Raw genomic sequence first — 20647 nt, 5'->3', positions numbered from 1 at the left:
TTAATCGGCACCGGGCTGCAGCAGCTGGAAAAAGCCGCTGGCAAAGCGCTGCAAGGGGGCGGGTGACGCCTCCAGCTTGGCTCTGAGTACTGCGCCTTCCCAACCGATCCAGAACCACTCGGCCAGCTGGTCGCAGTTCTGAGCGGTCGATAGCTCGCCACATGCCTGAGCCGCTCTCAGGCAGTCCGCTGTTCTCTGTTGCCAGTCCTCGAACACCGCTTTCAGTTGTCCCCGGAAGGACTCCGGCAGCAGGCTCATTTCCTGGCCCAGGTTGCCGATCAGGCAGCCGCGTCGGAACTGGTGGCGTGTCATGCCCTCGCTGGCATCCTGCACGAAGTTGCGGATGCGTTGCAGCGGTGCAAAGGCGTCATCCAGCAGAAAGCGGTCCAGCTTGCGGGCAAAATATTGACCGTAGGCGCCAATCAGCTCCTGGCCGAACTCTTCCTTGCTCTTGAAGTAGTGGTAGAAGGACCCCTTGGGGACATCGACAGAACGCAGGATCTCGTCGATACCGACGGAGCTGTAGCCCTTCTCGGTCAGCATGGCGAGCCCCGACTGGACCAGTGCCTGGCGCACTTCGGAGTAGGGGCGGGCGCTGTTCTTGGGTGGCCGGCCGCGGCGGCGTGCCGGGCGTTCGGGTGTTGTCAAATTCATGTGGGCTCGTTCTGTAACGGATGCACGAATTATCGGAATAATTAGACCAAGTGTCTAGTTTTGGCTGGAGGGACCTGTGTATAACCTGGTGCTCAGTCTTGCAGGGTGTGCGTTTCATCCAAAGACATCCGTGCATAACTCCTTAATCCGTGTCTGGTATGCTGCCTGTTAACACTTTCACCCTGCTGTCCGGGAGCTTCGCCAGTATGCACGACCATTCACTGCGTGACAAAATCGTTGCTGAAGTCCATGCGCGCCCGTTTCATAAACTCAGCGGCCCACTGGCGCTGTGTCACCAGGCAATTCTGTACGAGGGTGTGGCAGAGGAAGCGGTGAACCGCAGTGTGCGACAGCTGGCCAGCCTGAAAGGCCTGCCGCTGCCGCAGAACAGCGAAGGCTTTTTCTTCACGCGGAATGACCGCTGGGCGTTGCGCTTTGAACCGCATGGCGAATTTTACAGTCTGACCCTCTATGCGCTGGCAACCACAGAACCTCCTGCCTTCACCGATGAGGAACGCGAACAGCTGCCGGGAGCCTATCTCTGTGGTGTGGAGGTGATCTGCCAACCCGATGTGGGAACTGATCCGGAGCCGTTGCTGGAGCAGCACTTCAACGATCACCAGGTGTCCGGTTCCTCGGTGATGGGGGCGGCGGGGCAGGTGTTCACTGACTTCCGTGAACGTTCCGACAGTCGCATGAGTCGTGTGCTGGTGCTGCAGCAGCCTAAGATGATCGACTACCGCTGTGGGCGGCTGTTGCAGCGCATTTGTGAAATCGACACCTACCGGCATATGGCTTTGCTGGGGCTGCCCTTGAGCAATGAGGTGATGCCCGAGGTGACCGCGCTGGATCAGGCACTGGCGGAAACCGTGGCCTCGATTGCCGAAGCACGCCGTGAACCGGCAGAGCTGATACACCAGCTGATGCAGCAGGCGGCGCGGGTGGAGGATCTATCCGCCCGCAGTGCCAACCGTCTGGCGGCTTCAGAGGCCTATTTTGCCCTGATGTACAGTCGCATCGAAGAGCTGCGCGAGGAACGGCTGGAGGGGATTCAGACCATCGAGCAGTTCATGGATCGGCGGCTGGACCCGGCCCGGCGTACCTGCAAGGCAACCGGTGAACGTATTGAACGGCTGTCGAAGCGGATCGCCCGTTCCACCGACCTGGTCCGCTCTCAGGTGGATCTCTCCATCGAGGGGCAGAACAAGGACCTGCTGGAAGGGCTGAACAAGCGTGCCCGTCGTCAGATCCGCATGCAGGCCAAACTGGAAAGCTTCACCGTCATCGTGGTGACCTACTACGCCTTTGACCTGATCGACCGTACGCTGAGGAACATCCTCGGGGATACCGAACTGGAACGCCAGCTGTCGCTGGGGCTGAGCCTGCTGGTGCCGTTGTTGGCAGTGGGACTGTTCTGGTATTTGCGTCGCCTGCTCAAGGGCTACGACGAGGAGTGAGGTACCTGCCGGGTCTCTCGGTCGAGAGGGACCCGGCAGGTACCGACTAGCGACGTGGGGGCTGGCGCAACAGGAAGATCAGTATCGGCAGCAGTCCCGCGCCGCAGGCCAGTGCCGGCAGCAGATCCTGTTCCGAGCTGGCCAGCAGAGTGGTGGCGAAGCCGGCGGCGGACACCAGGCCGATGATGATCGGCCAACCAAAGATTCGCCAGATCATGCCGTTTGTTCCTCAAGTGATTGTAGATCGCTTGTGACTTTGGAGCGGCCAGTACCGCGTTTGAGCCAGAGATAGAGGCCGGAAATCAGCACGGCGATCAGGACCAGATCAAGCAGAGCCCAGATCACTTTCAGCGTCATCCCGCCGTAATCGCCAAAGTGTAGCGGCCCCGACAGGGCCAAAGTTTTGGCGTACCAGGGCATCTCGCGGCGCCCTTCAACTTCGCCGGTACGGGCGTTGACCAGTACTGGCAAGATGATGTGTTCGGTCACCGGCGTGCGCCCGTGCAGAAACACGGCGAAATGCCCGGGCGTGGAATAGCGTGCGCCGGGAAACGCGATGAACTGGGGTTCCATATCCGGTGCCAGCGTCAGGGCGCTGGCCACGGCCTCATCCACCGAGGCCCAGTGCTCGATGCTTTCGACGGATTGATGCTGCTTGATCAGGTCATCCAGTTCGGCGTTGCGCCAGCCATCGATTATCGGTTCCTCCAGAGTGTTCACCACCCCGGTCAGACCGACCAACAGTGCCCAGACAATCGTCACCACGCCCAGCAGGTTGTGATAGTCCAGCCAGAACAGTCGGCGGGACTTTTCACGTCGCAGGGTCCCGAACGGAATCTTGCGCATGAACGGCGCGTAGAGCACGATGCCCGAGACCGTGGCGACTGCAAACAGCAGGCCCATAAATCCCAGAAACAGCATGCCCGGCAGCCCCAGGAACATGTCTGTATGCAGTTGCAACAGGAAGTGCATCACTGCCGAGCTGGCATCTTCCGGGAAGGGGACCTGATCGCCGCTGGTGAGGTCATAGGGCATCAGGTGAAAGTCCGGCTGGTTGCTGTCCGTTGGCGGTGCGGTGGTCACATTGACCACCGGCCGGTCGATATCGAAACTCAGGTACAGCGGCCGTTCTCCGGGGCGGTTGTCCTGCGCAATGCGGACAATCTGGTCCAGCGACATCAGCTCCGCCCCCGGATTGGCGGGCTGCCAATCGGACGGGGAAAAGAATTCATCGATCTCGTCATGGAAGATCAGCGGTAGCCCGGTCAGACACAGCATCAACAAAAATGCCGTGCAGACCAGACTGCTCCACTTGTGCACCCAGGCCCAGGTTTGCATGGCGGTATAGTGCATGTTCAGTACCGCTTAGAAGCTCAGGGTGGCGTTGAGTGAAAGAGTACGCGGGCTGCCGAGCGTCAGGTAGTTATAGCTGTCACCCGAACCACCTACGCTGCTCCAGTAGGATTCGTCGAACAGGTTTTCGACACGGGCTCGAAGGGTCAGCTGCTGCTGGCCCACTTGGGTGACATAGCGCACACCAGTATCAACTCGGGTCCAGGCATCGATCTTCTGCGTGTTGGCCAGGTCGGCCTGCTGGCTGCCGGTGTAGATCAGGCCCGCATCAAAGGTGATGCCGTTCAGGCTGGCAGGACTGTACTCGCCGGACAACTTGGCCTGCCATTCGGGCACGCCGATCGCCGTTTTACCGTCGTTAATGCCGTCCTGGGTATCTTCATAGGTGGCATCTATCCAGGTCAGGCCGCCCAGCAGGCGCAGGCCGGGCACGGGCTCGCCGAAAGTGGTGATCTCCACGCCCTGACTGACGCGTTCGCCGTCATTGGTAAAGGTGTAGCTGCCGTTGCCGTTGTCACGATAGATGCCGTTCTGGCGGTTCACCGTGAACAGGCTGAAGGTAGCACCCAGGTTGCCCAGATCCAGCTTCACACCCGCTTCCATCTGTTCGCCGCGGAAGGGATCGAGAATGCTGCCGGCATTGGTGACCGGCTGGGCACCATAGGTTGAGCTGGCCGATGAGCCTTTCTGCAGGTTTTCCGCATAGTTGGCGTACAGGGAAACTTCCGGGTTCAGGGCGTACACCACACCCAGCGCCGGGGTCCAGGCGTGTGCGGACTGCTCGGACAGGGCGTCGTTGGTGTTGATGTCGTAGTCACGTGTCTCCAGATCCTGGTAACGCAGGCCCAGGGTCAGGGCGAGGCGGTCGTCCAGCATGCGCAATGTATCGGCCAGGGCCAGGCTGCGCTGGATGGAGACTTCGTCACGCTGGGGATTATCCAGGCTGCCGCCGGGGTAAAAGGGCGTCATCGCCGGCAGATTACTGGTATCCGGGGCATCCAGCGAACCCATCGGTGAGCGGGTGAAACTGCTGAAGTTCCAGCCGTTGCGTACTTCCTGACGGCTAATGGCAGCCGAGACGACAAACTCGTGCGACAACTGTTCGCCATCCACGAACAGGCGTACACCGGCATCGGCAGAGCGGACAGAGTCTTCACGAGCGTTGTCGAAACGGTAACCGCTCAGCGTGCCGTCGGCCGTACTTCTGGGGTTCATCAGGACGTTGCGCTCCTCGCTCTCGCGGAAGCCGCCAGCGACCCAGGCGGAGGCGTTATTGGACAGCTGCCATTCGCCGCGCAGGGTACCGAACAGGTCCTCCTCTTCGGAGTAGGTGCCGTCCTGAGCGTAATTGCTGTCGGCATCCGGGGCATCGGGAAGGGCACCGGTCGGAGTTACCTGCGGCCGTGGGGTGTCGAGACGGTCCTTCTGATAGCCCAGGTTGGCGCTCATCAGAAAATTGTCGGACTCATAATCGGTGGCCAGCGACAGCGCATCCAGGGAGCGGTCTTCATCTTCGATCGCACCTTCGCCGTTGGTGGTCAGGCCGTTGACCCGGACCCCCCACTGTTCATCCTCACCGAAACGACGCGAAGCATCGACGGCGGTGGTGTAACGGGTGCCATCTTCATAGCCGATGCTGATATCGGTAATCGCTTCGTTACCCGGACGCTTGGGAATGATGTTGATCGAACCGCCGACACCGCTGCCACCGGGAGCCGCACCGTTGACGAAAGCAGAGGAACCGCGGAACACCTCGACCCGCTCCACCATGGCGGTGGACAGCATCTGACGCGGCAGAATGCCGTACAGACCGTTGACGGTGATGTCATCCGAGTAGGTCGGAAAACCACGCAACATGTAGACTTCCTGAAAGTTGCCGTACCCTTTGGTCAGCTGGACACCAGGATCGCGTGCGAGCACTTCGCCGACGCTGCCAGCCTGCTGATTGTCGATGAAATCCGCCGTGTAGGCGGTGCTGCTGAACGGCGAGTCCATGTAGTCGATATTGCCCAAAATGCCGTTACGGCTGCCACGTGCCACCTGACCACCAGCAAACTCGTCGGTCAGATGGACCTGGGCACCGGAGCCGGTGATTACCAGCGTTTCCTGGCTCATGCGGGCCGGTTCTGTTTCGGTGTTGGCCAGTGCCAGGCCACTGCCTGCCACAAGCGGAAAAGATAGACCTGCTGCCGCCAGTCGTTTGGAAAAATCCTGTGCCATTGTTATGCCTGTTGTCTTGCTGGTGTCGAATTTAAGAACGATAGTTCTGAGCGCTTTGGTTTCCAGAGGGAGACAGAAACGATTCAGAGGTCATGATAATGGCCTTAAAGCTAAATTCAAATACAAATTATTATCATATAGATATATCCATATTTTAACATCAAGGCTGAAAATTAGCCGAACGCGGAAATATCAATGGTGATATGGCGGTGGACAGGGCCGGGTCGATACCGGCCCATTTGGAGTGAAAGAGGGGGTAATCAGTTGATACGCTTCAGCTTTTCATAATGTTAGGCGTTATCATACGGCACCTGTGCCGATTCCAGCGGTCCCTGCGGATGAATAAACGGCCAGGGTGAACTCTCAAGGCCGCGTTCGGACTGGATCTCGATCAGGCAGGGCTGGTTCAGTTCGATGCACTTTTCCAGCACGAGCTTGAGCGCCTGAGGGCTGTCGACACGGTAGCCACGCCCCCCGAAACTATCCGCCAACTTGACGAAGTCCGGTGTCTTCAACTCGGAGCCGCTGAAGCGGCTGCCAAACCCCATTTGCTGATCGCGGCGCACATTGCCGTAGGAGCGATTGTTAACCACGATGCTGACCAGTCCGATATTGAACTCGGCGGCGGTCATCAGTTCCTGCACGCCGAACATGAAACCGCCATCACCGCTGACGGAGACCACGGCCTTGTCCGGGTTGGCCACTTTCACCCCCAGCGCGGTAGGGAAGCCGTAGCCCAAGGTCCCTTGATAGCCGCCTTCAACGTAGGTGCGTGGCTTGAGTACCGGCAAGCCGCCGACCCAGCTGGTGAAGCCCATCTGTGACAGTTCAGGCACGTAAAAACCGTCGCGTGGCAGCACCTGCCGGATCACATCGAGATAAGCCATCTGCGGTTGTACGCCTTGCAGCGCGTCCCGGGCCATCACCTTGGCCCGGGCAATCTCGTCCAGACGATTTTCATCGGGTGACACCTTATCCAGCAACAGGTCGTGCAGAATTCGGCACGCCTGCGCCGAGTCCCCCACAATGCCGATGTCCGGCTCGAAGATGTTCATCTGCTCAGGATCGATATCGATACGGATCAGCTTGGGGCCACTGCTTGGCTTGCGCTCGTAGGTCATGTAGTTGCCCCAGCGCAGGTAGGGCATCTCCAGACGGGAGCCGATGCCGATCAGCAGGTCGCAGTCATCCCAGAGCTGGCGTGCGGCCACTGCTGACAGGCCCAGAGGATGGTCTTCAGCGACTACGCCGCGACCACTGCGAAAAGCCGTGACCGGTGCATTGAGCAGTTCGGCCAAGGCAGTTACTTCCTCGGAGGCATGCAGCGCACCGGCGCCACACATGATCATCGGCCTGCGGGCACCGGCAATCATCTCGGTGGCGGATTTGAGGGCATCCGGATTGATTTCGGGCAGCGCGTCGTCGACTGGGGACAGTGTCAGCGATTCAAATTCGGACTCGGTGGCCATGGTATCCCAACACATCTCAACGGTAACCGGTCCCGGCCGACCGCTGCGAGCGGTCTGGTAGGCCTGATTCATTACCGCAGCCGTGTCTTTCGCTTGTTGGATGCTGAAGGCGTCTTTGATGATCGATTTCAGCGTGCCGGCCTGATCCTTGAGTTCATGCAGGTGGCCTCGGCCCCGACCCAGGAAAGACGATGGCACCTGACCGGTCAAACCCACCACCGGGCTGCAGTTGCCCATGGCGGTACACAGAGCGGCAGTGGTGTTGAGAATACCAGGGCCGGGCACCACGGCGAAGGTGCCGGTTTTGCCGGTGGATTTGGCATAGCCCATGGCCATGTAGGCGGCGCTCTGTTCGTGGCGCGGCACGATCAAATTCAGCCCCTGTTTGTGGATACCGTCAAACAGCGGGTAGATCTGGGCACCGGGTATACCGAATAGGGTGTCGACGCCATTGGCCATGGCGGATTCGATCATGGCTTCGCCGGCGGTCATGGTTCGCCGGGTGTTCTTGATTGCAGCGTTCATAAGGCAGACAACTCATGTCAGGTGAAAAATGAAACCTTTGGTGAGTGATCTGGCCAGCCACACAGGGGCCAAGAGCAGTCGGCATATGATGCCGAGCCGATGCCTTAGCCGTAAAAAGTGGAGATGTGAGCAAGCGTGGCCAGATCAGATCTGTCCATTGACGCGGGGAGGCGGGATGGCGATGCCACGAATACTGCGCGACCAGTGTTGGCCGATCGAGAGTCGCCATTGATGTTTATGCATTGAACCGTTGAGCATGCCTTGCAGCCATGGTTACTTTCCACCCACCTTAGCCAGTTCGGGCGTATTAATCCAGTAGTGCGCTCAGTCGGGTAGCCAGAGTGTGCAACAGAGTTCGCATGTTGTCTTCATCAGGGCGGGTGTAGCCTAGAATAAAGCCTGCCGTTGGTATCAATGCGTCATCCGGTTGCTGAAGCAGCTGCTCTTCCCAGGCTGCATAGTATGTGGAAAGGGGCTCCAGTTTGATGCCATCCTGTCGGAGTTGTGTGGCCAACTGCTGATCGAGGGGGCCATCGCCCAGCAGTGCATGTAATCGGGTTGTTGTCTCTGAGGTGAAGCGAATAATCAAATGCATGCCACCCTGCGGTACCTGCCATTCAAACCAGCAAGAGAGGTACTGTTCCAACAGAGTCAGCAGGTGATCTCGTTTATGTCGATAATGACGACGCATGCGATTGATATGACGGCCAAACTCACCGCTGTTCATGAAATCGGTCACAACCGGCTGCATCGGCAATGCAGCAGCCCCGCCAAGTTGTATGCGGCTCTGCCTTAATGCAGGCATATGAGTACGAGGGGCAACTATGAATCCCAGCCTGAGCCCTCGAAACAGCACTTTGGACAGGCTGCCGACAAAAAACACACGTTCCGAGCGGTCAGCCTGCATAAGCGGTACGCCGGTGCGGCCTTGAAAGCAAAAATCATTGTCATAGTCATCTTCGACCACCCAGATAGACTGCTCTTGTAAACGTTGCAGCCACTGCTGGCGCCGCTGCGATCCAAGAGCAATGCCCGAAGGGTACTGACGGTTGGGGGTCAGTACCACTATGGGTGGTGACGCCTGAGCATCAAGCGATGGCAGCATGCAGCCTTCAGCGTCCAGCGGTAACAAGAAACGAACCTGATCGTTGGTCGCCCAGTTTGCCAGTAGGCGGCGGATGGGGGGGTAGGATGGGTTTTCGGTCAGCCATTGGCTGGCAGGGCTGATCAATCTGAAGGCATGACGCAGTAATGTCAGTGAATCACGGTTGCCGGCTGTTATCAGAACCTGCTCGGGGCTGCATTGCAGCACGCGTAGCTGATACAGGTAATCGGCAATCGCCTGTTGCAGCCCGGGATATCCAAAGGGGTAAGCATCCTCGAGTATACGAGGGTCGGGCTTGCGCCAACTGGCACGCAGGCTTTTTTGCCAACTTTTGTGGGGAAACACACTTGGGTCAGCACCGGAATCGAATGCCAGCAACAGTTCTGACGGCTGAGTTACTACAGATCGCGGTAACGCAATGGCGGTTTGTGGCTGGTCTGCCACGAACACACCACTTTTGGGGCGACTGATCAGTATGCCCTCGGCAATCAACCGTTCGTAGGTGCTGACCAGGGTGCTGCGGGAAACACCCAACATGTGTGCCATGGCACGACTGCCAGGCAACCGGTCACCTGGCTGCAGAAGACCCTGGTTGATGGCCTGTTGAATTTGCTCCATCAACTGCCGGTAGAACGGTCCCTCGCCTGGCTCCAGCGAGAATGGGATATGGCCGCTGCGAGTATTGCCCGAAGTACTCATCTGGTATGTATAAATAATCAAGAACTGGATATTTTTAAGAATACCTGATGCCGCTAGAGTGTGTCTTCAAACCATTTTTGGCAGGTCTTCGGATCTGCCTTGGACACAGGAGTCATGCGATGTCACACACTTCAACGGGAACGCTTTCGGCGACAGAGCTGACACGTATCAAACGCGGAGCCAAACGGGCGGTCAGTGACCGGCAAAACATGTTGGATTTCATTGATCAGTCGCTGTTGTGCTTCGTGGGGTTTCAGCTTGACGGACAGGTGCGTGTCATTCCGACCTGTCACTGGCGTGAGGGTGACTACCTGTATTGGCATGGCCACAGCCGAGCAGCCAATATCCATGGCTGTGAAACCGAGGCACAGAAAGTTTGCGTTACGCTGGCAACTCTGGATGGGCTGGTGTTGGCGCGTTCAGCGTTTCACCACTCAGTGAACTATCGTTCGGTGATGGTATATGGTGTGCCGGAAGCGGTGACGGACCCGGCTGAGAAGCGGCATCACTTTGAGCGTTTCATCAACAAGATCAGCCCAGGGCGCTGGCCGCAGCTTCGGCCGGTAACAGACAGCGAAGTGCAGGCAACCGGGGTGCTCCGGATCAGGCTGGATGAGGCGTCAATGAAGGTTCGTGCCGCAGGCGTTGCTGATGATGAGGCGGATATGGACTGGCCGGTCTGGGCCGGGGTTGTGCCAGTAGCGGCTGGCTGGGCCGGATTTCAGCAGGATCAACGGCAGGATCAGGCTTATGAGAAGCCCGCCCTGCCTCGGTAAAGGGTTGACGGGTGATCAGCCCTGCAGCCGAGCAACATCCACTGAAACCTCCAGCGTCTGTTCGCCGCCACCGTCAAATATGATGCCGCGCAGCGGCGTAACATCCGCATAGTCGCGACCCCAGGCGGTCACGATATGCTGGCCGGCGGGCATGTTGTTATTGGTGGGGTCAAACTCGAACCAGCCATCACCCGGTGAATACACGGCAAACCATGCATGAGAGGCATCGGCCCCCACCAGCTTTTCCTGACCGGGCGGCGGCAGTGTTTCCAGGTAGCCGCTGACATAGCGGGCCGGGAAGCCCAGCGCGCGCAGGCAACCGATCGCCAGATGTGCGAAGTCCTGGCAGACGCCGCGTTTGTGTCTCAGCACATCATGCAGTGGCGTGGCGATTGTGGAAAACTCCGGGTCGTAGGTGAAGTCCTCGTAGATGCGCTGGGTCAGCTCGCGAACGGCCGAGAGCAGGGTGCGTTCGGTGGAAAAGCTCGGTGCTGCATACTCACGCAGTTGTTTGCTGGCGCGGATCATGGGCGAATCCAGCAGGAATTCTCGCGCCAGCAGGGTCTCTTCGTCAGCGGCCAGGTCGATGCGGGCACGGGCCTCGCTGATGCTGCAACCCAGGTCCAGCGCGCTTTCGGGCTGTCCCGGATTTACGTCGATGCGGCTGGTGATGTCGATTTCGAGCAGCTTGTGCGGTTCCTGCAGCATGAAATAGCAGTAGCGATTGCCAAAATAGTCCAGGTGTTCGCGCAGCCAGCCTGTCTTGGGCGTCACTTCAATACGGCTGTCCAGACAGCGCTGGGAGGGCGTATTGCGCGGCAGCAGGTGCGCCTTGTTGAAACATTGGCTGACCGGCTGCTCATAGGTATAGCGCGTGATGTGGCGGATACGGTAGATCATTCCTCGTCACCCCATCGGGTATTTACCAGCTGCTGCGGATTGCGCTGATGCTCAAAGTAATGGCCGGCAATCAGGGTGGCGGTTGCCGTCAGGCGCTCAAACAGCTGGCTGAGCAGTGTATCCAGTGCCTGGCGCTGTCCCTGATCATCCAGCTCGGCCAGTTGCTCGGCACGGGACAGTTGCAGCAGGGTACGGGCCTCCAGCAATGTGCGGCGCTCTTCGCTCAGCAGAGACGTTGAGGCGCCACCCTGCAATTCGTAAAGATGCTGAGTCAGCTGGTCCAGCTGATACTGCAGCGAGCGCGGGTTGCTTCGATCGAGCAGGAGAAGCACCAGGGCGTTGCGCAGCTCGGGCTGACTGCGGTAGCGGCGACGGTAGGTGACCAGCACTTCGCCGCACATGAGGGCGGCTTCAAGCAGCTGTTCTTCGGCATCGTCGTCCAGTACCGGCACCAGCAGGGCGCGCAGCAGCAGGGTGGTCTGCAGGGTACGCTCCAGGCGTCGGCCCATTTCGAGGAAGCGCCAGCCAAAGCCGCGAATCATGCTTTCCTGACTCAGGCCTGAGAGAGCGAGCAGGCTGGTAATCAGCGGGTCCAACGCTTCTTCAGGGGCTGCCAGACTGTCCGGTTGTAGCTGAGCTGGCAGATCATTGAGGGTGTCCCTCAAGTCGCTCAGGACCCGGTGGGTATCACCGGACAGCATCTCGCGGGCCTCTTCTGTACAGCTGAGCATGGCCTGTACGTTGCTGCAGACGCTGCCGAAGCGGCCGCTGTCGAGAATGACGTTGAGCAGCTCGGTTTCAGGGTCATCGAAGGTCTGTGGGTCCTGTGGGCTGAAACCAGGCTGTGTGCCCGTGACTTCGGTCACGCTTTGCAACAGCTGGTGTCGCACGCTGTCCGGCAGAGTGCTGGCGCTGTTCAGTTGCATGAAGGTGGTACGCAGCAGCCGCGTGGCTGACTCGGCGCGTTCTGAGTAGCGTCCCATCCAGAACAGGTTTTCAACCACACGGCTGGGCAGATCGCTGCTCTGTTCGCCGCTGAGCAGAGAGGTTTGTTGCTCTCGCAGCGTGGTCAGGCGCTGAGGCTCAGACGCCAGTACCCAGGTGTCCTTGCTGGTGGCACCGAGCTGATTGCTGACCACCATCTGCCGGTCAGAGCTGGCCACTCGCGTCAGACCACCGGACATCACGGTGTAGGAACCTTCGTCGGCTACGGCAAAGCCGCGCAGTACCGTTGGGCTGGGGCGCAGCCCACCTCTTTGAAGAGTGGGTGATGTCGATGGAAGATTGGCTTCCTGTGCGACCCATTGAGCGGGGTTGCGGGTCAGTTCACGATACCAGTGTGCCAGTCCCTTTTCATCCAGCTGTGCTCCATACACGCTTTGCTGTCCGGGGCGGCGGCTGGTGGGTTTGATGATCAATTCCGGCAGGTGGGTCAGAACATACTCACGGTCGGCTGGATCACCCAGCCACCAGGTGCGGGCACTGGGCAGGGTGAGTGGATGACCGAGGAAAAATTCACTGATGCGTGGCATGTACTTGAGCAGGGCCGGATTTTCCAGAATGCCCGAACCCAGCGGATTTGCAACCACCACATTGCCGGCACGAACAGCCTCCAGCAGCCCGGGCACGCCGAGATGGGAGTCGCCGCGCAGCTCGACCGGATCGCACCAAATATCATCCACGCGACGCAGGATGACGTCTACGCGGTGCAGACCATCCAGGGACTTCATCCACACGAAGCCATCACGTACGGTCAGGTCGCCTCCCTGTACCAGCGAATACCCCAGATAGTTGGCCAGGTAAGTGTGCTCGAAATAGGTTTCGCTGTAGGCCCCGGGGGTCAGAATGACGACTCTGGGAGTGCCGCCATTGGGCGCCAGGCTGTTCAGCTTGCGTCGAAGTGCTTGAAAGAAGAGGGCAAGGCGATGCACCTGACTGTCGCGGATCAGGCTTGGCAAGATGCGTGACATCACGGTGCGGTTTTCCAGCGCGTAGCCGGCACCACTTGGAGCCTGAGTGCGATCGGCAACGACCTGCATCTGGCCATCAGGGCCACGCACCATGTCCACCGCATGCAGGATCAGCTGCTGCTCGCCCGGCATGTTGAGTCCCTGGCAGGCACGCAAAAAACCGCTGTGAGACAGAATCAGCTCCGCCGGCAGTATGCGGTTGCGGATCAGTTCACGCGGACCATACAGATCGCGCAGAATCAGATCGAACAGCTCGGCCCGCTCGCTCAGCCCCGCCTCAATACGGCTCCACTCTTCGCTGCCGATCAGCAGGGGTACCGGGTCCAGCCCCCAGACACGGGTTTTCTGGGGCTGGCCCACCATGTTGTAGTTGGCACCATCGTCACGCAGGATGCGTTGTGCCTTGTGCTGACGGTTCTGCAACCCTGCGATGCCAAGCCGGCTCAGGGCATCCAGTACATATTGCCAGTGAGGCCGGATACGGCTGTCGGCGGCAAACGCCTCATCAAAGCGTCCGTCCCGCGGTGCATACTGCAGCAGGGCCTCAGGCGGCGGAGTCAAATTGTCGGTTGCCACTGTACAGGGGCCTCTGGCTTGGAGTCAGCGGGCATCATAGGTGTTTTTTTGCACAGTTCAAGAACTTCGCCTCAGGTCGAGAGTATGCGGGTACTCGGCAAGCAGTTCCTCCAGCGGTGGTGCCATGGGGCGTGGTGCCACATCATGCGGGAAAAATTCACGCAGCGCTCCGTAAAATGGCGGTGGCGTAACCGGGCCCGGCGTATAGCCGTAATTGTGGAAGCGGTTGACCCGACGTGCCTCGGCCTCGAAGGCGTTGACCGGCTGGGTATCGTAGCTGCGTCCCCCCGGATGGCTGACGTGATAGGTGCAGCCACCGATGGAGTGACCGTTCCAGCTATCAATCACATCAAACACCAGTGGGGCATGCACGCCGATGGTTGGGTGCAGGGCCGAGGGCGGGCTCCAGGCACGATAGCGGATGCCGGCCACGTATTCGCCCTGTACCCCGGTTGCCCTGAGGGGAACGCGGCGACCGTTGCAGGCTAGCAAATAACGTCCCTCGGTCAGGCCGCTCAAGCGTACCTGCAGTCGTTCCACTGACGAGTCCACGTAGCGAGCGGTGCCAAAGCTGGACACTTCCTCGCCCAGTACATGCCAGGGCTCGATCGCCCAGCGCAGCTCTAGCTCCATGTCATCGATCTGAACCCGGCCGTAGTGAGGGAAGCGGAACTCCTCGAACGGCGCCAGCCATTCCAGCTGGAACGGCAGACCGTGATACTGCAGGTCCCTGACCACGTCCTTCAGATCTGACCACACATAGTGCGGCAGCATGAAACGATCGTGCAGTTCAGTTCCCCAGCGTACCAGTGGCTTGTGGTAGGGCTGTTTCCAGAAGCGAGCGACCAGCGCGCGCAGTAGCAGAGTCTGGACCAGCGACATCTGTGGATGCGGCGGCATTTCAAAACCGCGGAACTCCAGAATGCCCTGACGACCCGATGCCGAGCCGGCTGCATACAGCTTGTCGATGCAGAACTCGGAGCGGTGCGTGTTGCCGGTGATGTCCACCAGCAGATTCCGCATCAGCCGGTCTACCAGCCAGGGCTGCTCCACCAGACCATCCGGCATCTGCTGGAATGCGATCTCCAGCTCGTAAAGGGCTTCGTCACGGCCTTCATCCACACGGGGCGCCTGACTGGTCGGGCCGATGAACATGCCCGAGAACAGATACGACAGGCTGGGATGATGCTGCCAATAGGTTACCAGCGAGCGCAGCAGGTCAGGCCGGCGCAGCAACGGGCTGTCGGCGGGTGTCACCCCGCCCAGTGTGACGTGGTTGCCGCCACCGGTACCGCCGTGGCGACCATCCAGCATGAACTTTTCGGTGCCCAGTCGGGCCAGGCGTGCCTCTTCGTACAGAGCGGTCGTGTTGTCCACCAGCTCCTGCCAGCTGCTGGCCGGGTGAATATTCACCTCGATAACGCCGGGGTCAGGCGTGACCAGCAGTTTCTGCAGGCGGGGATCACGTGGCGGCTCATAGCCCTCGATGACCACCGGCAGCTTGAGTTCGGCCGCGGTGTGTTCGATATGGTTGATCAGGTCGACGTAATGTACCAGATGACTGATCGGTGGCAGGAACAGGTGCAGGCGTCCCTCACGGGCTTCAATGCACAGTGCCGTGCGCAGAACATCGGTCCAGACCTTTGGTGTCTCGCTGTCGCTTTCCTGATCGGCCGGGACATCCATCATCTGGCGGTTGTCAGCCGGGTTGGGCTGTGCCACCGACGTCATGTCGGCAAAAGGACGATAGGCGGGCAGCGGAGCCTTTTCGGCAAAGGGATCTGCATCGGACTCAAAGTAAAGTTCGTCTTCTGCCGTCGTTGGCAGACTGCCCAGCGGCAGCCGGAATCCCAGCGGGGAGTCGCCCGGAATCAGGATCAGCTGTTCACTGCGCAGTGGCCAGGGTGTTGAGCGCCAGCGTTGAGTGCTGTAGTTCCAGCCCAGTGGCAGCACCATACCAGTGGGCGTGTCCAGACCACGACTTAGCAGGCGTGCCAGACGCTTACGTTCCATGTCGTCCTTGAGGTCGAACGTTTTCGGGTCCACGTTAGCGGGCAGTTGTTGCTCTTGCCACAGATAGTAGAGGCTGTCTTCGAACGCCTCGACCAGATAGCGCGAGGGCAGCCCCAGATTGCGACAGAGGGTGTGCATGAAGCGGCGTGCCTCTTCCAGCCCGTGGCCATAATCCCGGTCAACGCGTGCCAGCAACTCGGTGTCGTGCCAAAGAGGCTCGCCATCCGTGCGCCAGAAACAGCCCAGTGCCCAGCGCGGGACCTCCTCACCGGGGTACCACTTGCCCTGTCCGTAGTGCAACAGACCGTTGGGCGCGAAACGGCGGCGCAGCCGCAGCAGCAGATCCTTGGCCAGGCTGAGCTTGTCATCACCCAGCGCTTCAATGTTCCACTGTGCCGAATCCATGTCGTCAATGGATACGAAGGTCGGCTCGCCCCCCATGGTCAGGCGAACATCACCGGCCTCCAGCTCCCGGTCGATCATCTGGCCCAACGCGTCAATGGCCGCCCACTGGTCATCGCTGTAGGGTTTGGTGACACGGGGATCTTCGTGAATGCGGGTGACCCTGTTGCTGTAGCTGAACTCCACTTCACAGGTGTCAGACGCGCCGGTCATCGGTGCGGCTGACTCGGGAGACGGGGTACAGGCCAGTGGTATGTGCCCTTCACCCGCGAACAGCCCTGAAGTTGGATCGAGACCAACCCAGCCCGCACCGGGGATAAAGACCTCGCACCAGGCGTGCAGGTCGGTAAAGTCCTGTGCGGCGCCCGAGGGACCATCCAGTGCCTCCTGATCCTGCTTCAGCTGCACCAGATAACCCGAGGCAAAGCGGGCGGCCAGTCCCAGCTGGCGCAGTATCTGTACCATCAGCCAGCTGGTATCGCGGCAGGAGCCCTTCTTGAGCGTCAGAGTTTCTTCCGGTGTCTGTACGCCAGGCTCAAGGCGGATGCCGTAGTCGATCTCCTGCTCCAGCCGCTGGTTCAGGCTGACCAGGAAATTGATGATGGACGTCTTTTCACGTGATACTGATTTAACCCATTTACTCAACAGAGGTCCGTTTTCTGTCACTTCCAGATAGGGCTGAAGCTCTTTTTCCAGTGCCTTGTCGTAACTGAACGGATAGTGTTCGGCATACTCTTCAACAAAGAAATCGAATGGGTTGATCACGGTCATGTCCGCAATCACCTCGACCTCAACCTTCAGTGACGTCGTTTTCTCCGGGAAGACCAGACGAGCGATATGGTTTCCGAACGGGTCCTGTTGCCAGTTGATGAAGTGCGTTTCCGGCTCGATGCGCAGCGTATAGCCGTGAATATGGGTACGGCTGTGTGGCGCCGGGCGCAGCCTCAGTTGATGCGGTGACAGGCTCACCGGACGATCAAAGCGGTATTCGGTAACGTGGTTGATCGCTATGCGTATGGTCACGATAAGGGCCTCTGTGCAGACTCAGGCGGGAAACCAGGTCTGGGAAATCCGGTTGCTGAGCTGGCAGAGCTGTATCTGCAGATCGTTAAGAAAGCTGCGAAACGCCGGGCCCAGGTCCGCCTCGGTTGTGATCGGATAGACGCTGGGATTGATCTCACGAATCAATTCCACCACGTGATGTCCCTGCGGCAGTTTGCCGGCGGAAATCTCCAGTTGGGTCAGACAGGCCTCGACACTACGCGGAAAGTGCGCATCTTCCAGCAGGTAGCAGGCCACGTCCGGGCCGGTGACCGACATGCGAACGCTGCGGCGGTAGCTCATATAGGCGCTGGCGGAGCGCAGTACGTTACCCCAGACCACCTGACGCAGGTTGACGCTGGCATCGCCGTTGGCCGCGATCAGGGCCGCGGCACCGGCATCCAGAATGCGCGTGGTCATATCGGATCGCTCCAGATCACGCCCCAGCTTGACGAACTGCCAGGGTGCGTCGTGGCTCATGGTGCCGGACAGCATGCCGAACAGCATCTGACAGCGACTGACGACTTGGTCGAGAAATTCGTAGCGTTTGCTGCGATTGATGCCCAGACGGATGTTGTTCTGGGCATACAGGTAGAGCTCGTTGATCTGTTCCCAGCTTTCCACCGGCAGTACATCGCGGCTGGTGCGGATGTTCTCACGCAACATGCGCAGCGCCGACAGCATTGAGCTGGGGTTGGTATCGTCGGCCAGAATGAACTTGACCACGTTGTGCTCGTCACGAATGCGGTAGCGCTCACTGAAGAGATCACTGGCACTGTTGAGCTCGACCAAGGAATACCAGCTGATATCGACCTCTCGTGGCAGGTCGAACAGCAGCTTGTCATAGACACTGACCAGGCGGGCCGTGTTTTCAACACGCTCCAGATAGCGGGCGGCCCAGTAAAGACGTTCGGCAACTTTTGACAGCATGGCTTATTCCTCCCCCCCATCGACAATCCAGGTATCCTTGCTTCCCCCGCCCTGAGAGGAGTTCACCACCAGTGAGCCCTTCTTCATGGCGACGCGGGTCAGTCCTCCGGTGGTGACGTAGGTGTCGCGTCCCTGCAGGATGAAAGGGCGCAGATCCAGATGACGCGGTTCCAGACTGCCGTTATCGACCAGCGTGGGGGCGGTTGAAAGTGCCAGCGTGGGCTGTGCGATGTAGTTGCGTGGGTTGTCCTGAATCAGTTTGGCGAACTGGGCCTGTTCCTTCTTGGTGGAGTGAGGCCCCACCAGCATGCCGTAGCCACCGGACTCATTGGCGGGCTTGACTACCAGCTTGTCCAGATTCTCCAGCACGTAGGCACGATGCTCGGGGTCGTCACACAGGAAGGTTTCAACATTCTTGATGATGGGTTCTTCGTTGAGGTAATAGCGGATGATCTCGGGCACGTAGGCGTACACAACCTTGTCATCGGCCACGCCGGCACCGGGCGCATTGGCCAGGGCGACCTTGCCTTTCTGCCAGGCGCGCATCAAACCGGGAACGCCCAGTACGGAGTCCTTGTTGAACACGGACGGGTCCAGAAACAGATCATCGATACGGCGATAGATGACATCTACCCGCTCAGGGCCGCTGATCGTTTTCATATAGACACAATTATCGTCACCGACCATCAGGTCTGACCCTTCTACCAGCTCGATTCCCATTTGCTGGGCAAGGAATGCGTGCTCGAAGTAGGCCGAGTTGAAGATGCCGGGGGTCAACACCACGATGACGGGCTTGCGGACATCCCGGGGCGACAGGGACGCCAACATGTCGAACAGGCTGGCACAGTAACCGTCGATGGGCAGGATATCGTCCTTCTCGAACAATTCGGGCAGGACGCGTTTGGTGATGGCGCGATTCTCCAGCATGTAAGACACGCCAGATGGCACGCGCAGGTTGTCTTCCAGCACGTAGAACTCGCCGTCACCGTCACGCACCAGATCGGTACCGCAGATATGCGCCCACACACCAAGTGGTGGTGTGATACCGATGCACTCGGGGCGGAAGTTGCGCGATTCGGTGATGATCTCGGCTGGGATGATGCCGTCCTTCAGGACCTGCTGTTCATGGTAGAGATCATTGATGAAGAGGTTCAGTGCCTTGAGGCGTTGTTCCAGCCCGGCGGCGGTGGTACGCCACTGTTTGGCCGAAATGGTGCGGGGCACGATGTCGAATGGCCAGGCACGGTCGATGTTGCCTTCCTCGGTATAGACCGTGAAGCTGACCCCCATCTCCTGAATGGTCGCCTCCGCCATCTGGCGGCGCGATTCGATCTCTTCAGGAGGAAGGGATTCAAGGTAGTGGATCAGTTGCCGTGCAGGGGGGCGAATACTGCCGTCGCGGCATACCAGTTCATCAAAAAACCCATTCGGGTCATACGATTTCCAATCCATCGTCATAGCCTGACCTGCCTATCATGCGGTAGCGGTGCACTCTGATGGTGCCGGTGCGCGCTCGGTATGTGCACCTTTGGTGCTCTATCGGCATGGAGCGTCAGCGATGCCCTGTAAAAGTGCAGCTGTCGATCTGTTAGCCGTTGCCTCTTGTGCATACAGCAATTAACAGGCCAAAAGCGAAAGGCTGATACTAAGGTCGTGAGGAGAGGTGCCGCCTCCTGGATCGGAGGCGGTGTGAGCGGGGGTTAGTGACCGAACTGATCCGCATCCAGCATATCCGGATCATCGCGACCGAGGCTGTTCAAGCTGGACATCTCTTCAGTCGTCAGGCTGAAGTCAAAAATGTTCAGGTTGTCGGCCATGCGCTGTGGATTGGATGACTTGGTTGCGGTAGCAAAGCCCTGCTGCACTGCCCAGCGCAGCACGATCTGGGCGGGTGCCCGCTGGTGTTGCTCCGCGATGGCAAGAATGACGGGGTCTGCCAACATGGCATTGCCACAGCCCAGTGGGCGCCAGGACTCAGTGACGATGCCGTGGCGCTGGTGCAGCGCAATCAGGTCATCACGACGATGATAGGGGTCAAGCTGGATCTGGTTCAGGTGTGGGGTCAGGCCCAGATCCAGCAGTCGCTGCAGATGGGCAGGCTTGAAGTTGGAGGTGCCGATGGCACGCACCAGTCCGCGATCCAATAGATTAAGCAGCCCCAGATAGGCTTCCACGAAACGACCCTGATCCGGGTTGGGCCAATGGATCAGCAGCAGGTCGATATAGTCCAGCTCCAGCCGTTTCAGACTCGCTTCGCAGGCGGCTTTGGCGCCGTCAAAACTGTGCCACTCACGATTGAATTTGGTAGTCACGAATACCTGATCACGGGGCACAGAGGCGTTGCGAATGCCCCGACCAACACCACGCTCGTTCTGGTAGTTCTCGGCAGTGTCGATCAGGCGGTAGCCCAGCTCCAATGCGGTGGTAACCGTTTCGGCGGCTTCGGAATCGTTCATCGGCCAGGTGCCGAGGCCCAGCTGGGGCATCTCGACACCGTTGGCCAGTGTCAGGGTCGGGGCCAGGGTTTTGCTCATCTGCAACGCTCCAATGTTGTTAG

Annotated in this window: 14 protein-coding genes; 2 read left to right on the top strand and 12 right to left on the bottom strand. The window is 59.3% G+C overall.

Annotated elements, in window-relative coordinates:
• Complete coding sequence (gene acuR, locus CFI10_RS17580; RefSeq protein ID WP_206837099.1) at positions 1–654, bottom strand: acrylate utilization transcriptional regulator AcuR; 654 nt, start codon at positions 652–654, stop codon at positions 1–3.
• A 206-nt stretch (positions 655–860) separates the two neighbouring features.
• On the opposite strand from acuR, the gene CFI10_RS17575 reads away from it, so the two are divergent.
• Entirely contained in the window at positions 861–2111 is a 1251-nt protein-coding gene (locus CFI10_RS17575) for a DUF3422 domain-containing protein (protein WP_206837094.1), read from the top strand.
• Positions 2112–2157: 46 nt separating this feature from the next.
• Here the strand turns inward: CFI10_RS17575 and CFI10_RS17570 are convergent, their stop codons facing one another.
• The 5 genes from CFI10_RS17570 to pdxR all read right to left on the bottom strand — a co-directional run bounded on the left by CFI10_RS17570 (position 2158) and on the right by pdxR (position 9482).
• Positions 2158–2328: a hypothetical protein gene (locus tag CFI10_RS17570; protein WP_206837091.1), complete on the bottom strand. Its 171-nt coding sequence runs from the start codon at positions 2326–2328 to the stop codon at positions 2158–2160.
• A complete protein-coding gene (locus CFI10_RS17565) occupies positions 2325–3464 on the bottom strand; it encodes a PepSY-associated TM helix domain-containing protein (RefSeq protein WP_206837088.1) in 1140 nt (379 codons plus the stop codon). The genes CFI10_RS17570 and CFI10_RS17565 overlap by 4 nt, the downstream gene beginning before the upstream one ends.
• 12 nt (positions 3465–3476) lie before the next feature.
• Positions 3477–5684, bottom strand: coding sequence for a TonB-dependent receptor (locus CFI10_RS17560; protein ID WP_206837085.1), 2208 nt, complete (start codon positions 5682–5684; stop codon positions 3477–3479).
• A 290-nt stretch (positions 5685–5974) separates the two neighbouring features.
• On the bottom strand, positions 5975–7678 hold the full coding sequence (locus tag CFI10_RS17555) for a thiamine pyrophosphate-dependent enzyme (RefSeq protein ID WP_206837082.1): 1704 nt from the start codon (positions 7676–7678) through the stop codon (positions 5975–5977).
• Between the two features lie 307 nt (positions 7679–7985).
• Positions 7986–9482 carry a MocR-like pyridoxine biosynthesis transcription factor PdxR gene (gene pdxR, locus CFI10_RS17550; protein ID WP_206837080.1) on the bottom strand — a complete coding sequence of 499 codons (1497 nt, stop codon included), beginning with the start codon at positions 9480–9482 and terminating at the stop codon, positions 7986–7988.
• 119 nt (positions 9483–9601) lie between these two features.
• Between pdxR and CFI10_RS17545 the strand changes: the two genes are divergently transcribed.
• Positions 9602–10258 carry a pyridoxamine 5'-phosphate oxidase family protein gene (locus tag CFI10_RS17545; RefSeq protein ID WP_206837076.1) on the top strand — a complete coding sequence of 219 codons (657 nt, stop codon included), beginning with the start codon at positions 9602–9604 and terminating at the stop codon, positions 10256–10258.
• A gap of 15 nt (positions 10259–10273) precedes the next feature.
• Here the strand turns inward: CFI10_RS17545 and CFI10_RS17540 are convergent, their stop codons facing one another.
• The 6 genes from CFI10_RS17540 to CFI10_RS17515 all read right to left on the bottom strand — a co-directional run bounded on the left by CFI10_RS17540 (position 10274) and on the right by CFI10_RS17515 (position 20624).
• Entirely contained in the window at positions 10274–11158 is an 885-nt protein-coding gene (locus CFI10_RS17540) for a transglutaminase family protein (RefSeq protein WP_206837073.1), read from the bottom strand.
• On the bottom strand, positions 11155–13704 hold the full coding sequence (locus CFI10_RS17535; protein ID WP_242530043.1) for a circularly permuted type 2 ATP-grasp protein: 2550 nt from the start codon (positions 13702–13704) through the stop codon (positions 11155–11157). Before CFI10_RS17535 ends, CFI10_RS17540 begins: the two co-directional genes overlap by 4 nt.
• 57 nt (positions 13705–13761) lie before the next feature.
• Positions 13762–17142: a transglutaminase family protein gene (locus CFI10_RS17530; RefSeq protein WP_206837069.1), complete on the bottom strand. Its 3381-nt coding sequence runs from the start codon at positions 17140–17142 to the stop codon at positions 13762–13764.
• 21 nt (positions 17143–17163) lie between these two features.
• Complete coding sequence (locus CFI10_RS17525; RefSeq protein ID WP_091827184.1) at positions 17164–18090, bottom strand: alpha-E domain-containing protein; 927 nt, start codon at positions 18088–18090, stop codon at positions 17164–17166.
• A 3-nt stretch (positions 18091–18093) separates the two neighbouring features.
• A complete protein-coding gene (locus tag CFI10_RS17520; RefSeq protein WP_206837067.1) occupies positions 18094–19548 on the bottom strand; it encodes a circularly permuted type 2 ATP-grasp protein in 1455 nt (484 codons plus the stop codon).
• Between the two features lie 242 nt (positions 19549–19790).
• On the bottom strand, positions 19791–20624 hold the full coding sequence (locus CFI10_RS17515) for an aldo/keto reductase (RefSeq protein ID WP_206837063.1): 834 nt from the start codon (positions 20622–20624) through the stop codon (positions 19791–19793).
• Between the last annotated feature and the right edge of the window lie 23 nt (positions 20625–20647).

Origin of the sequence: Marinobacterium iners (assembly GCF_017310015.1) — a bacterium.
GTDB classification, from domain to species: Bacteria; Pseudomonadota; Gammaproteobacteria; order Pseudomonadales; family Balneatricaceae; genus Marinobacterium; species Marinobacterium iners.
This window is presented reverse-complemented; position numbering and strand designations above follow the sequence as displayed.

Coding starts and splice junctions, on each gene's coding strand:
- CFI10_RS17540 (WP_206837073.1), bottom strand. CDS start 11,158: ATGATCTACCGTATCCGCCACATCACGCGCTATACCTATGAGCAGCCG.
- CFI10_RS17560 (WP_206837085.1), bottom strand. CDS start 5,684: ATGGCACAGGATTTTTCCAAACGACTGGCGGCAGCAGGTCTATCTTTT.
- pdxR (WP_206837080.1), bottom strand. CDS start 9,482: ATGAGTACTTCGGGCAATACTCGCAGCGGCCATATCCCATTCTCGCTG.
- CFI10_RS17555 (WP_206837082.1), bottom strand. CDS start 7,678: ATGAACGCTGCAATCAAGAACACCCGGCGAACCATGACCGCCGGCGAA.
- acuR (WP_206837099.1), bottom strand. CDS start 654: ATGAATTTGACAACACCCGAACGCCCGGCACGCCGCCGCGGCCGGCCA.
- CFI10_RS17515 (WP_206837063.1), bottom strand. CDS start 20,624: ATGAGCAAAACCCTGGCCCCGACCCTGACACTGGCCAACGGTGTCGAG.
- CFI10_RS17565 (WP_206837088.1), bottom strand. CDS start 3,464: ATGCACTATACCGCCATGCAAACCTGGGCCTGGGTGCACAAGTGGAGC.
- CFI10_RS17545 (WP_206837076.1), top strand. CDS start 9,602: ATGTCACACACTTCAACGGGAACGCTTTCGGCGACAGAGCTGACACGT.
- CFI10_RS17520 (WP_206837067.1), bottom strand. CDS start 19,548: ATGACGATGGATTGGAAATCGTATGACCCGAATGGGTTTTTTGATGAA.
- CFI10_RS17570 (WP_206837091.1), bottom strand. CDS start 2,328: ATGATCTGGCGAATCTTTGGTTGGCCGATCATCATCGGCCTGGTGTCC.
- CFI10_RS17525 (WP_091827184.1), bottom strand. CDS start 18,090: ATGCTGTCAAAAGTTGCCGAACGTCTTTACTGGGCCGCCCGCTATCTG.
- CFI10_RS17575 (WP_206837094.1), top strand. CDS start 861: ATGCACGACCATTCACTGCGTGACAAAATCGTTGCTGAAGTCCATGCG.